Below are 13082 nucleotides of genomic sequence, written 5' to 3'. Positions count from 1 at the left end.
CCAGACTGCCACCAGGGGTCAACATTCAGACAAAAGAGTTTGTTTATCCGCGCCCGGTGAGCAACCCGGTCAGAAACCCGGCAGCGGCGACACCGGCCTGGGCCTGTGGTGAATTCGCGCCACTATTGTCCCCGCTGTGGTCCCCAGCTTTGCCCCCCGCCCCGGCGGAATGCAACCCCGGCGGGCCGTGACGGCCAGATCCGTGAGAGGACGAGGTCGTCAACGACCGCAAACGCACAGCCAGAAGCAGGACCAGAGCCAGCACAAACGCCACCCCCGCCACGGCAAACGCCGCGCCCACAAGGCCAAACACCGGATTCAGCGCAAAGAACAGACCAAACGCAGCGCAGACCAATGACAGGCAGACCAGGAAAATGGCCACCGCCCAGACCGCCGCCAGGGCACCGGCTTTGGCGGCGGTCTTTTTCGCTTCTTGCCGGGCAACAGCGGCCCCGTCATGGATCATCCCACGGGTCAGGTCCTGCACGATGCCCTCAAGCCCGGTCATTTGCGCCCCAAAAGCCCGGCCAGAACAAAACCGGCGGCAAAGGACATACCAACGGTCGCCAACGGATTGGCGCGGATGTGATCCTCGGTTGCGCTGCGCAATTGCGCCCCCTGGCTGCGGGCATTGTCATAAAGCGCGCGGGTTTCATCGGACAGATGTTCCAATTGCGCCTTGGCCAGATCAGCGCCGTTGGCCACCTGATCACGCGCGGTGTCACTGGCCATTCCGGCCAATGCCTCGATGTCCTTGCGGGCAATTCGCAACTGTTCTTCCAATTCTTCCTTGGTCGCCATCTGTGTTTCTCCTGTCTCTCTCATTTTGGGTTCAGTGGTCACAGCCATGGGCCCGGCAGATCCTGCCGGTATCGGCCCTATGGCCAGTTCAGCGGCCTTGCGGCCATCATGTCGGGATATCTTGTTGCGGCGCTCTGGCGCTTAGACCGGCGGGCGGCCCCGCAAGGCACGCATCACCATCGCGATGACAAACAGCACCAGGAAGATGAAGAAAATGATCTTGGCAATCTCTGCCGAAGCGACAGCAATCCCACCAAAGCCGAGCACGCCGGCAATCAGTGCAACAACAAGGAATGTAACAGCCCATCCAAGCATGGTTCTACTCCTTCAAAACAACGTCAGCGCCACAGGATTGCGACGCTTTCGATGTGAAAAGAGCTAGGCCCAGCTCGCGTATCGTCAAGAAATTGGCCAAAATTCCCTTATTTTTGCGGATTTCAGCAAAAGACCGCGCAATTCGCGCCAATCTGGCGGCGGGGAATGGCCGGAACATCGCGATAGATCAAAAGCGGTTGTGAATTCCGGCCCGCCCCTTCCCGAAACGGCGGCGACAGGGCCGGGGAAAGAGCCGGGATCTCAGTCCTCGATCTCGGGAATTTCGCGCAGCACCCGGCGCGCCATATCGCGGCTTATTGGTTTGCCGCTGGCCATCGCCAGATCATCCAGCCGCGCGACAATCGCCTGCGCCGCAACAAAGGAGCGGGGCGCATGGCGCACCAGATACGGCACAACGTCGGGATTGGGGCCCAGTTGGCGATCCGCAAACAATTTGCCCAGCACCGCCCCAAGCAAGGCATCATCCGGCGGGTTCAACGCCACCACCTGTGTCCCCTGGGCGCGGCTTTGCAGATCCGGCAATGTCAGGTTCCAGCGCACCGGATCCTCGACCGCCGTCATCAACAGCGCATGGCCCTCGGCCAGCACCAGATTATGCAGGTGAAACATATGGGCCTCAGCATCGCCGTTGCCGGCTGCGCGCTGCACGTTTTCGATACAGAGCGGCGCCTGCGCCAATTCCGCGACGCTGGCATCCGGCAGATCTTCTGCGGAAACAATGCGCGCCCCGGCATCTTCGGCCCAGACATGCGCCAGATGGGTCTTGCCGCTGCCCGGCGGTCCGGTCAGCACCAATTTGCGGTTCGGCCAGTCGCGCCAACCGTCAATCAGGCTTAGCGCCAGCGCATTGGACGGCGAGACATAAAAATCCTCGCGCCCCAGTGCCGGGCGAGTCACCAAATCGAATTTCAATTGTGTCGTCATGTTCAAGTGCCCCGGCCTTCCACACGACCATCATTCAGATTGCCCGCGATACAGCCGACTGTCGAGGTATTTCCGTGTGGCAAATCGTGCCACCACCCCCAACGCCGCCGCAACCGGCACAGCAACCAACATCCCGACAAAACCGAAAAGCGAGCCAAAGACGCTCAACGCCAGCAACAGCCAAACCGGATGCAACCCGACGGACGATCCCACCAGCTTGGGTGTCAGGAAGTTGCCTTCGATGATCTGTCCGACAACAAAGATTAGCCCGACAATCGCAATCGACAACCAATCGCCCCAAAATTGGAACAGTGCCAGACCCACCGCCAAGGCCCCGCCAACCAGCGCCCCCACATAGGGAATAAAGGTGATCAACCCGGCGATAAAGCCGACAACCAGCCCGAATTGCAGCCCGGCAAGCATCAGTGCCACCGCATAATAGGTGCCCAGAATCAGACAAACGGTCCCCATGCCGCGAATGAAGCTGGCCAGCGTCTTGTCGATGTCCGCGGCAAGGCGACGAATGACCGGCGCATGATCGCGCGGCAACAAATCATCAACCCGCGCCACCATATTGTCCCAATCCACCAACAGATAGACCGCCACAACCGGCACGATCACAAACAACAGGACGATGTTGATTATCGACGCCGCAGAGGTCAGCAGGGTTTCCAGCAGCTTGCCGCCATAAGACTGGATCTTTTCGCCGACCGCGATCAGCGACTGGCGCAGGGTACTTTCGGAATCCACCAGATCCGGGAATTGCGCCACCAGAAAATCGCGCAGATTGCTGAACAGGGTTGGCGCGATGTCGATCAGGTCAATCGCCTGGGCCACAAGCGTCGGCACAACCAGCAAGGCCATGACGATGAACAGAACCAGCGCCAGCACGGTGATCACCGCAACCGATGCGGGCCGCGTCAAACCCATCTTTTCCAATCGGTCCGCCACCGGGTCGAGGAAATAGGCAATCGCCCCCCCCAGAACAAACGGCAAGAGCACGTCGCCCAGAAACCAAAGCACGACGGCAAACACCACAGCGGTGACGCCCCAATATTTGAACTGATCCTGTACGGGCAAGGCCATCGGGTCACCTTCTGTTTGCGCGGTTTGCGGTTCCTGTCCTTCGCTACATCGCGCGTTGCGCATTGGGTTTCAAGAGTGGCGGTTTCAAGAGCGGGGATTGGCCGACTTTGTTGCGGATTTGGGTGTGGCTTTGGGTGTTGTGGGCCGCCGCCTGGCCCGCAGATGGCACCCCGCAGGCGCGGATCATCCCCCCAGCAATTCGGCCAGCGCATCCAGCGCCGCGCGTACCGGCGGGTCATTGCGGGTGTCCTGATGGCTGACCAGCCATTCGCGGTGCGCCAACACGTCGATATCATCCGAAACCCGCAACAACCCCGGCACCAGATCTGCGGCAAAGACCGGCAAGACAATGCGCCCCAGACCCTGTTGCGCCAATTGCGCCGCCAGCCGTGGATCATTTGCCTCGGCGGTGATGTCATTGCCATGATGCGACCGGGTCCAGCGGGCCGATGGGGTCGGACGTGCGGGATGCCCCGACACCACCCAACCGCGCACATCGCCGTCCCGCGCAAAAGCGGCATAGGTGATCTGGCGCAAAGGGCGCGCCGCCAGCCATGGCTGATCCGGTTGCAGATTGCGCAGGCCGACATCGACCTCGCGTCTTGCAATGTCCATCTTGGCATCCGCGCTGAGGAACACAGGCCGCCAGCTGGCACCGACATCCCAGACCCGGCCGATCCGTCCGGCGATCCAAAGCGACGACCAGGTGCCGGCGGAAAACCGCACCGGACGCGCGGCGGCACGCTCCTGCGCCCAGACCTCGATCCCTTCGGCCCCGCGTTTCAACGCCCGCACCTGTGGCACCAACGCCCGCCCCTCGGCGGTCAACGCATAGCCCCGGGCACCACGATGAAACAGCCGCTTGGCCAATCCGGCCTCCAACCGCGCCATGTGACGCGACAGGGTCGGCTGGCTGACCCCGGTCAGACGCGCCGCACCGCCCAATCCGCCGGCATCGGCAATCGCCAGAAACAGCGCCAGATCGTCCCACGACATTTTCATTTTTGAAACGTCAGTCACGAAAACACCCGCTTTTGTGGCCCGCGATTCCGGCGCATTTCCAGAAACAGGAGGTCCGCAGCCATGATAATCCTGACCACACATACACTCTGCACCCGCCAACCAGAAACCGAATACCGCCGCGAACAGGCGATATTTGCGGAAATGAAACACAGGTTGCACAAGGAACACGCCGAGAACCGGAAAAAGATGCGGCGCGCCAAACGCCGGGCAACCCGGGCGCTCTGGCTGAATCGCCTGCGTCGCTTGCCAAAACTGGCGACATGGATCAAAACGTTCGGGAAAGCCTGAATGGCCCCCTGTTTTGACCCAAAGGACGACCCCGCATGCGCCTGTCCCGCTATTTTCTGCCGGTTCTCAAGGAAAACCCCGCCGAGGCGCAAATTGTCAGCCACCGGCTGATGCTGCGGGCGGGGATGATCAAACAATCCAGCGCCGGGATCTATTCCTGGCTGCCGCTGGGCTACAAGGTGCTGCGCCGGATCGAACAGATCGTGCACGAGGAACAGCAACGTGTTGGCCATATCCCCCTGCTCATGCCGACCCTGCAATCCGCCGATCTCTGGCGGGAAAGCGGGCGGTATGATGATTATGGCGAAGAGATGCTGCGCATCACCGACCGGCACAAGCGCGACATGCTTTATGGTCCCACCAACGAAGAGCTGATCACCGACATCTTCCGCAGCCATGTCGGCAGCTACAAGGATCTGCCGCTGACGCTCTATCATATTCAGTGGAAATTCCGCGACGAGATCCGCCCGCGGTTTGGCGTGATGCGCGGGCGCGAATTCCTGATGAAGGACGGCTATAACTTCGATCTGACGAAGGAAGACGCGCTGCACGCCTATAACCGCCACCTCGTCAGCTATCTGCGCACCTATGAACGCATGGGCCTGCAGGCGATCCCGATGCGCGCCGACAGCGGCCCGATCGGTGGCGACGACACCCATGAATTCCTGGTGCTGGCGGACACAGGCGAATCCGAGGTGTTCTATGACAGCGAGATCACCGATCTGAAATTCGGCAACCGCGAGATCGACCACGACAGCCACGAGGCCTGCCGCGCGGTGCTGGACGAATTCACCTCGCGCTATGCCCGCACCGACGAAACCCACGACGAAGCGCTGTTCAATCAGGTGCCCGAGGAACGTCGCCGCACCGCGCGCGGCATCGAGGTTGGCCAGATCTTCTATTTCGGCACCAAATATTCCGAACCCATGGGCGCGACCGTCACCGATGGCGAAGGCAACAAGGTGCCGGTGCATATGGGATCGCACGGCATCGGCGTGTCCCGCCTTCTGGGGGCGATCATCGAAGCCAGCCATGACGACAACGGCATCATCTGGCCCGAAGGTGTGACACCGTTCCATTGCGGTATCGTCAACCTGAAACAGGGCGACGCCGAGGCCGATGGCGCCTGCGACGCGCTTTATGCATCGCTGAAAGCACTGGGTCTTGATCCGCTTTATGACGACCGCAAGGAACGCGCCTGGCGGCAAATTCGCCACCATGGACCTGATCGGCCTGCCCTGGCGCATCACCGTCGGCCCGCGCGGATTGAAAAACGGCGTGGTCGAGCTGACATCGCGGCGCACTGGCGAAAGCGAAGAGCTGCCACCGGAAGAGGCCGTCAAACGTATCGCCGCAATCTATGCCGGTCTGCTCTAAGTCAGGCGGAGACAAGACAATCAGCATTCAAGGTCCGGGGACATGCCAATGCCCCGGACCTTTTGCTTTGTGCATGTGGGTCCGGGCGGCAATCGCGGCAGCTTCAAAGGCCACTGCGGCACGGATTTCGGCCTGCCCGCCAGTCATGATAACTGATGGCCGGCCTTGATCGTGTGATGGTCCGGGCTTTACTGTCAGAAGTCTCGGAACAGGCAGGGCAGAAAATGATCGTAAGAGCACTGACATTGGCGGGCGGTCTGACCGGCGCGGCCGGCTTGTCGCAATTTCCCGAGTTCTCCCAACAATACACCCAACGGCTTGGCGGCGCGGTGGATGAACTGTCCCGCGTGGTCGCCGATTTCGACGCCGACGCAGCCAAGGTCGGACTGAGCCGCGATGCCGCGTTGCAGGAATTGGCCCAAGGCAGCGCAATGGCCCGCGAACGCGCAACGACGATGGCGCGAACCTTTGATCGTCACGCGCGCCTTTCGGCAGATCTCACTGCTTTGCAAGGCGCGGGACCGTTCACACGGGCCTATCTGGCCACACGGATGACCGACAGTGATGTCACGAAACGCGCCTGGTCGGCTTATAGGCCTGCGGTGCCTGCCACATTCGAAGGCGTGGTTTTTGCCGGCACCGGATTTGTGACCGGGATCTTGGCTCTGGGCTTCATCTTCTCTGCCCTGCGGATGGTATTCAGACGCCGCCGCGCCCCCGCCTGACCCAAAAACGACGCCACGCAGTCAAAAGGGGGCCAGCCCCCTCGGCCTTCGGCCTCACCCCCGGGATATTTCTGGTCAGATGAAACGGATAAGCGGACCTTGGCCTTCTTCTGTTCAAAAATATCCCGGGGGTCTGGGGGCTGGCCCCCAGCCTGTCGGCGCGTGTCAGCGCGACGAAACCGAGTGAATATCTTTTTGATCGAAAATAACGGGTCTGAAGCCTCTTGAACCTACAGCCCCTAGAGGGATTAGATTGCCTGTCGAGAGTAGATTCGAAGGAAAGACCATGGCAGGCTGTTGCGGGCACGATGCGAAATTCGATGGGGTATCGACGGATTACAAACGTCGGCTTTGGCTGGTGATTGCGATCAATGCAGCCATGTTTGTGGTCGAAATGACGGCGGGCCATTTTTCCGGGTCACAGGCGCTTCAGGCTGATGCGCTGGATTTTGCCGGGGATGCCTTGACCTATGGCATTTCGCTGGCGGTGATTGGCGCTTCTTTACAGACCCGCAGTCTTGCGGCTTTGGGCAAGGGGATCAGCCTGTTGCTCATGGGGGTTTGGGTCATGGGGTCGACCCTGTATCAGGTCTTTGGCCCCGAGGTGCCGGATGCGCCGGTGATGGGGGTGGTCGGGGCAATGGCGCTGGCCGCCAATCTGATTTCGGTCATGATCCTGGTGAAATACAAGGACGGCGATGCCAATGTGCGCTCGGTCTGGCTCTGCTCGCGCAATGATGCCATCGGCAATGTCGCGGTTTTGTTCGCCGCGCTTGGGGTCTGGGGCACCTCCACCGGCTGGCCGGATTTGATCGTGGCCGGCATCATGGCGGCGCTTTTCCTCAGTTCGGCCTGGCAGATCCTGCATCAGGCCATGGCCGAACGGCGGCAGCACAGCCATGCGTGATCAGGCTAGAGGTCGATCTCTTCCGGGGGATCTTTTCGATCTTGCGGAAGGTCCTCTTGCGGGGTCTTGCGCCGGATGATGATGTCACCGTTCGGCAGGACCTCGGGCGAGTGATAGGCGCTCCAATCCTCGACCTCGGTCAATAGATCCCGCAGCGCAGGCCCCATATTCTCGGCAAAGCTGCGCAGTCCCGGCTCGACCTGATCGGCCATGCCTTCCAACTCTTTCAGCGCAGGTTCCATTTCTTCCATCAGCCCCTGAAAGAACAACCTGGCCCCTTGTTCCATCAGGCTTTCGCCCTTGTCTGTCTCTTCCTGGGCAGAAAGGGACAGGGGCAACAGCGTCACGACGAATGCGGTAGCAAAAGCAATGTGTTTCATGCGTTCAATATAGGCGCAGTGCACAACAGTTTTAAGATCTGGCGCGATCCGCCCCCCAGGTGGCCTTGAGCCGGTCGACAATCTCGTCCCTTGTCTTGCGATAGGCCGCAAGCTTGTCCGTGCGGTTTGTGCCGTGATCGGTGGGTTCGAAAACCGGCCAATAGTCGACTTTCAGGTGAAAACACCGCGTCAGCTCTTCCGCTTTGGCGCGGCTGAGCGGCGACAGGGCGACCACCAGATCGAAAGAGGACAGCGCCTCGCCCAGGTGTTCCATCTCGTCGAAGCTGCGGGATCGGTGGCGATCAAGCTGCACACCGATTTCATTGCAGACACAGATGGCATAGCCGTCCACTTCGAGATCATTGCGCACGCCGACAGATTGCACATAGGTGCTCTGACCATAGAGCTTTTTCATGATCGCCTCGGCCATGGGCGAACGGACAGCATTGTGGTCACAGCAAAACAGAATGGATTGCGGCAGCGGCAGGGTCACGGGGTCAGCCTCCGAACTGTAGCACGCAGATCAGCGTGAACAGGCGCCGCGCGGTATCGGTGTCAACAATTGCCTTGCCTTCCAAACGCTCCTGCAAAATGCGTGCGCCTTCGTTGTGTATGCCGCGCCGCGCCATGTCGATTGTTTCGATCTGGCTGGCGGGCAGGGATTTGACCGCATCAAAATAGCTTTTGCAGATCTGGAAATAATCTTTGACCACTTGCCGGAACGGGCTGAGGGACAGGTGAAATTCCGCCACATCGCTGCGCTCTTCGGTGGTGACCGTAAACACCAGCCGCTTTTCCCGGATCGACAGATCGAGCCGATACGGACCCGGCGGCACCGCCCGGTCATCACGCAGGGGCAGGGAAAAAGAATTTTGCTCCATCAGGTCGAACATCGCGACCTTACGTTCCTGATCCACTTCTGGCGTCGGCGGTGGCAGGTTGGCATCGTCCAGATTGATCTCGATGATACAGCTCATCTTGCGGGCCTCGCTTGGCTGATGATTGACCTTGGGTAGCGGATTGATCCGCCTTGGGCAATCCATCCGCGCCTGTGATCCGCTCTTAGCCGTTCAGTTTGCGCAAACGGGCCGTGACCGACAGCCCATGTGCCTCCAGGCTTTCGGAATGTGCCAGAACCTCGGCCGATGGGCCGCAGGCGCGCAAAGCGTCCGGCGTAAACTGGGAAATGGTGGTGCGTTTCATGAAGTCGAGCACCGAAAGCCCGGATAGAACCGCGCCGAACGCGCCGTGGGCAGAACATGATTTGGCCCGCCGACATAGTCGCCGATCGCCTCGGGCGTCCATTGGCCAAGGAAAATCGCCCCCGCGTGGGTGACTTTCTGGCTGAGCGACACCGGGTCCGCGACACAAAGTTCAAGATGTTCGGGCGCGATCCGATCCGACAGGCGCGCGGCTTCGTCCAGGGTATCCACGGTGATCACCGCGCCAAAATCCCGCCAGCTGGCCCCCGCAATGGCGCGCCGGTCCAGCGTTTCCAGACGTTTTTCGACCGCTGCCGCCACCGCGCGGCCAAAATCGGCATCATCAGTGATCAAAAGCGATTGCGCGCTTTCGTCATGTTCGGCCTGGCTCATCAGATCCAGCGCGATCCAGTCGGGATCGTTATCCCGGTCGGCGATCACCAGAATTTCCGACGGCCCGGCAATCATGTCGATGCCAACCTTGCCAAACACCCGGCGCTTTGCCGCCGCGACAAAGGCATTGCCGGGGCCGGTAATCTTGTCCACCGGGGCGATGGTTTCGGTGCCATAGGCCAGGGCGGCAATCGCCTGGGCGCCGCCGATCCGATAGATCTTCATCCACCCCGGCAATTTTTGCCGCCAGCAACACCAATGGGTTCACCGCCCCATCCGGGGTTGGCACCGTGATCGCCAATCGGCCCACGCCCGCGACCTTGGCCGGGATGGCGTTCATCAACACCGACGACGGATAAGACGCGAGACCACCGGGCACATAAAGCCCGGCAGCAGAGACCGGCGACCAGCGCCAGCCAAGTGTCGCGCCCGCGGCATCGGTCCATTGTTGATCTTCGGGCAATTGGCGGCTGTGATAGGCGCGGATACGGTCCGCCGCGAGTTGCAGTGCTGCACGCTCGGCGTCGCCGACACGGGCGCAATGCTCTTCGATTTCATCGGGGGTGAAGGCCAGCTGATCCGCCCGGATCGCCATGCGATCAAACTTTTCCGTCAGTGCCAGCACCGCCGCATCGCCGCGCGCGCGCACATCGGCAATGATACCCGCAACCACGTCATCGACATCGGGGCTGTCTTCGCGTTTGGCCGCGAGCAAGGTGGCAAACTGCGTCTCGAAATCGGCATCGCGGGTGGACAAAAAGACGGGCATGGCGGGCTCCTGCAACAATGGCAGAGACATAGACCGCCGCGCCCGCAGGCTCAAGCCATGCGAAGGGCCACCGGCACCGCAAGGACGCCCGTCATCAAGCCTGTGACCACGTCATGTTCTGAAAATCCTCGCGGAAGGCGAAGCGCACAAGATGTTTGTCGATCACCTCTGGCGCGCGGTCCAGACCCTCGGTGTCGCCGCCCGGAATCTGAACGACAAGGCGGCTGTCATCCGCGGCAAGGGTCACGCGGCCAAATCCAAAATCCAATGTGCCGCTGGTGTCGTCAAAGCTGGTCGGGATCTTGTGGCCGAAATGTTTGCACAATTGTTGCAGGTACTTGCTGGCATTTGGGGTTTCATAAACCCCGGTCTGCGCTGGGAGTGTCTGGGTCATATCCTATTTCCTACTATTTTTATCGACTATATCTATCCCCCGGGCCCAAAAAAATCAATGCCCCTGCTGGAAAGAGGTTCGCGCCACCGGGATTGGCCCCCGCCGGATGAACGCCACCGCGAGAAAATATTTTTCAACTTGATTGAAATATTGAACTGCTGCAACAATTCGGAACGCCGGGATTCTTTTGATCACGGCCACAAAGAAGGAGTTCTCAACCTGGGGCATCGCCCCGTTCGAAGAGGGACGCAAAACGGCCCACACTTCATCCAGCTGCGCGGGGAGGAACGCGCAATTGGCAAAATGGACGGATCGAAAACGACCCGCAGGTCAGAGAAACCTAAAATTTCCAGGGAGGAAAACACATGAAAAAGACAGTGATCGCCGCATTGGCGGCGTCGATGGTAGCGCTACCCGTTGTGGCGGAACGCTATGTCGTCATCACCCACACCCAAGGCACAGACCCGTTCTGGCCCGTAGTGGAAAAAGGCGCGCGTGACGCCGGCGCGGCAATCGGGGCCGACATCGAATATAACTATGACCCCTCGGGTGACATGTCTGGCATGGCCAAGCTGATCGAGGCCGCCTCGGCCACGCAGCCCGACGGCATCATCACATCGCTGCCGGACGCCGACGCCCTGGGCGGCGCAATCAAGGAGGCCGTCGATTCGGGTGTACCGGTCATCACGATGAATTCCGGTCTGGAATCTTCCAAAGCCGTGGGCGCGTTGATGCATGTCGGCCAGCCGGAGCGCGATGCGGGCCTTGCGGCCGGTGAACGCGCCAAGGCCGAAGGCGTGACCAAGGGTCTTTGCCTGAACCAAGAAGCCTATAACACCGCGTTGGTCGACCGCTGCACCGGGTATTTTGATGCCATGGGGGCCGATCTGAACCAGATTGACGTGTCCAATGACCCGGCCCAGATCAAGACCCGCACCGCCGCCGCGCTGCAGGCAGACCCGGACATCGACGGTCTTCTGGCGGTTGGCCCGCATGTCTGTGAAGCGGCCTATGCCGCCGTCGAAGAAGTGGGCGCCGACATTCACCTGGCGTGTTTTGACATGTCGCCCGGCGTGATCAACCTGATCAAAGACGGCAAGGTGTCCTACACCATCGACCAGCAACAATATCTGCAAGGCTTCATGCCGGTCATGGTTCTGCATCTTTACAACAACTACGCCGGTATGCTGCCGGGTGCCAATATTCCCTCCGGCCCCGGGTTCGTCGATGCGTCCAACGCCGCAAACGTCGAGGCCGAAGCAGGTATCAATCGCTGATCCCATGCGTGGCATGTGAATAAATCGCAGCCGGGGCTTTGGTCCCGGCTGTGCTATTTTTGGGCATATCTTGGGAGGGATACATTCATGTCCGACAGAAGCGAAGCGGACCGACGACAACAGGAATCAAGGGTGCAACGGCTGATCCGCCGCCCCGAAGCCGGGGCCATGGTGGTGATGATCGTGGCCATCGTTTCGATCACCATCGCCTCAAACGGCAATGCGTTGAACGCGCTGGGGATCAAGAACAACCTGGCCATCATTGCGCAATTCGGCATCATTGCCACCGGCGCGGCGATGTTGATGATTGCCGGCGAATTTGACCTGTCCATCGGATCAATGATCGGATTTTCCGGCATGTCGATTGCGATGATGCTGAAATGGGGCCTGCCCTTTGGTCTGGGCGCGGCCACACCGTTCAGCGCGTTTTTCATCACGCTTGCCATGACATTGGCGCTGGGGTGGCTGATCGGCACGATTGTGGTGCGATCCGGCTTGTCGAGTTTCATCGTGTCACTGGCGTTCCTGTTCTTCTTGCGCGGCACAACAGAGGTCTGTTTCCGCCTGATCAACCAATCGACCCAGATTTCCGGGCTGGAGGATTTCAAGGAAACCAGCTGGTTCGCCGATATCTTTGGCGGCGAGGCATTTGGGTTTCTCTATGACATCGCGTTTCAGCTGGGGTTCAACCTCAACCGGCGGGGCGAACAATGGGTCACCGGTGTCGATGCCCGTGTCGTGTGGTGGATCGTGATTGCCGGGGCGGCCTATATCATCCTGTCGCGCACGCAGCTGGGCAACTGGATCTTTGCCACCGGCGATAACAAGGACGCCGCCCGCGCCAATGGCGTGCCGGTGAACCGGGTCAAGGTTGGTCTGTTCATGTTCACCGCCTTTTGCGCCACCATTTTTGCGGCCTGTCAGGTGTTTGACACCAACACCGCTGACGCCGCCAAGGGCAATCTGATGGAGCTGAACGCCATCGCCATCGCGGTTGTGGGCGGCACGTTGATGACCGGCGGCTTTGGTTCGGTGATCGGGGTTGTGTTCGGGGCGGTCACATTTGGCCTTGTGGCCAATGCGGTGTTCTACATCCCGTGGCTGGATGGATCCTGGTATCGTGTTTTTGTCGGCGTGGTGCTTTTGGCCGCCGTGTTCGCCAACGAACGCATCCGCAAACGTATCACCGGGGGGATTTGA

16 protein-coding genes and 2 pseudogenes are annotated in these 13082 nt (G+C 60.3%); 6 read left to right on the top strand and 12 right to left on the bottom strand.

The annotated features are described in order from the left end of the window. Positions 1-43: 43 nt before the first annotated feature. The 6 genes from AC0L4F_RS02615 to AC0L4F_RS02590 all read right to left on the bottom strand — a co-directional run bounded on the left by AC0L4F_RS02615 (position 44) and on the right by AC0L4F_RS02590 (position 4167). Positions 44-508: a phage holin family protein gene (locus AC0L4F_RS02615; protein ID WP_244684956.1), complete on the bottom strand. Its 465-nt coding sequence runs from the start codon at positions 506-508 to the stop codon at positions 44-46. Further along, the gene (locus AC0L4F_RS02610; RefSeq protein ID WP_244684954.1) at positions 505-801 is read right to left on the bottom strand and encodes an ElaB/YgaM/YqjD family protein; all 297 of its coding nucleotides are present in this window, start codon (positions 799-801) and stop codon (positions 505-507) included. Before AC0L4F_RS02610 ends, AC0L4F_RS02615 begins: the two co-directional genes overlap by 4 nt. A 141-nt stretch (positions 802-942) precedes the next feature. Further along, positions 943-1116 carry a DUF1328 domain-containing protein gene (locus AC0L4F_RS02605; RefSeq protein ID WP_244684952.1) on the bottom strand — a complete coding sequence of 58 codons (174 nt, stop codon included), beginning with the start codon at positions 1114-1116 and terminating at the stop codon, positions 943-945. Between the two features lie 261 nt (positions 1117-1377). After that, on the bottom strand, positions 1378-2061 hold the full coding sequence (locus AC0L4F_RS02600) for a P-loop NTPase family protein (RefSeq protein ID WP_244684950.1): 684 nt from the start codon (positions 2059-2061) through the stop codon (positions 1378-1380). Positions 2062-2091: 30 nt separating this feature from the next. Then, positions 2092-3147, bottom strand: coding sequence for an AI-2E family transporter (locus AC0L4F_RS02595; protein WP_244684948.1), 1056 nt, complete (start codon positions 3145-3147; stop codon positions 2092-2094). A 183-nt stretch (positions 3148-3330) separates the two neighbouring features. Then, on the bottom strand, positions 3331-4167 hold the full coding sequence (locus AC0L4F_RS02590) for a LysR family transcriptional regulator (RefSeq protein WP_244684946.1): 837 nt from the start codon (positions 4165-4167) through the stop codon (positions 3331-3333). Between the two features lie 63 nt (positions 4168-4230). Between AC0L4F_RS02590 and AC0L4F_RS02585 the strand changes: the two genes are divergently transcribed. From AC0L4F_RS02585 to AC0L4F_RS02570, 4 genes and pseudogenes are all read left to right on the top strand, one after another. After that, on the top strand, positions 4231-4458 hold the full coding sequence (locus AC0L4F_RS02585) for a hypothetical protein (RefSeq protein ID WP_244684943.1): 228 nt from the start codon (positions 4231-4233) through the stop codon (positions 4456-4458). A gap of 35 nt (positions 4459-4493) precedes the next feature. Continuing rightward, a pseudogene (gene proS, locus AC0L4F_RS02580) lies at positions 4494-5835 on the top strand (proline--tRNA ligase). A gap of 224 nt (positions 5836-6059) precedes the next feature. Beyond that, positions 6060-6560, top strand: a complete 501-nt coding sequence (locus AC0L4F_RS02575; RefSeq protein ID WP_244684941.1) for a DUF2937 family protein — start codon at positions 6060-6062, stop codon at positions 6558-6560. A gap of 286 nt (positions 6561-6846) precedes the next feature. Further along, on the top strand, positions 6847-7467 hold the full coding sequence (locus AC0L4F_RS02570) for a cation efflux transmembrane domain-containing protein (protein ID WP_244684939.1): 621 nt from the start codon (positions 6847-6849) through the stop codon (positions 7465-7467). 5 nt (positions 7468-7472) lie between these two features. Here the strand turns inward: AC0L4F_RS02570 and AC0L4F_RS02565 are convergent, their stop codons facing one another. From AC0L4F_RS02565 to AC0L4F_RS02540, 6 genes and pseudogenes are all read right to left on the bottom strand, one after another. After that, complete coding sequence (locus AC0L4F_RS02565; RefSeq protein WP_244684931.1) at positions 7473-7847, bottom strand: hypothetical protein; 375 nt, start codon at positions 7845-7847, stop codon at positions 7473-7475. Between the two features lie 31 nt (positions 7848-7878). Further along, positions 7879-8340 (bottom strand): arsenate-mycothiol transferase ArsC, encoded by a 462-nt coding sequence (locus tag AC0L4F_RS02560; protein ID WP_303470711.1) that lies wholly within the window; start codon positions 8338-8340, stop codon positions 7879-7881. Between the two features lie 4 nt (positions 8341-8344). Then, positions 8345-8824: a UPF0262 family protein gene (locus AC0L4F_RS02555; RefSeq protein WP_244684928.1), complete on the bottom strand. Its 480-nt coding sequence runs from the start codon at positions 8822-8824 to the stop codon at positions 8345-8347. 85 nt (positions 8825-8909) lie between these two features. Continuing rightward, positions 8910-10211, bottom strand: a pseudogene (hisD, locus tag AC0L4F_RS02550) (histidinol dehydrogenase). A 94-nt stretch (positions 10212-10305) separates the two neighbouring features. Then, positions 10306-10605 (bottom strand): DUF2218 domain-containing protein, encoded by a 300-nt coding sequence (locus tag AC0L4F_RS02545; RefSeq protein ID WP_244684926.1) that lies wholly within the window; start codon positions 10603-10605, stop codon positions 10306-10308. 54 nt (positions 10606-10659) lie between these two features. After that, positions 10660-10833, bottom strand: coding sequence for a hypothetical protein (locus AC0L4F_RS02540; protein WP_244684924.1), 174 nt, complete (start codon positions 10831-10833; stop codon positions 10660-10662). A gap of 137 nt (positions 10834-10970) precedes the next feature. Here AC0L4F_RS02540 and AC0L4F_RS02535 point away from each other — a divergent pair, with 137 nt between their 5' ends. Both AC0L4F_RS02535 and AC0L4F_RS02530 read left to right on the top strand, forming a co-directional pair. Continuing rightward, entirely contained in the window at positions 10971-11882 is a 912-nt protein-coding gene (locus AC0L4F_RS02535; RefSeq protein ID WP_244684922.1) for a sugar ABC transporter substrate-binding protein, read from the top strand. A gap of 87 nt (positions 11883-11969) precedes the next feature. Then, entirely contained in the window at positions 11970-13082 is a 1113-nt protein-coding gene (locus AC0L4F_RS02530; RefSeq protein ID WP_244684920.1) for an ABC transporter permease, read from the top strand.

The organism is Marinovum sp. J2-8 (assembly GCF_055808435.1).
This window is presented reverse-complemented; position numbering and strand designations above follow the sequence as displayed.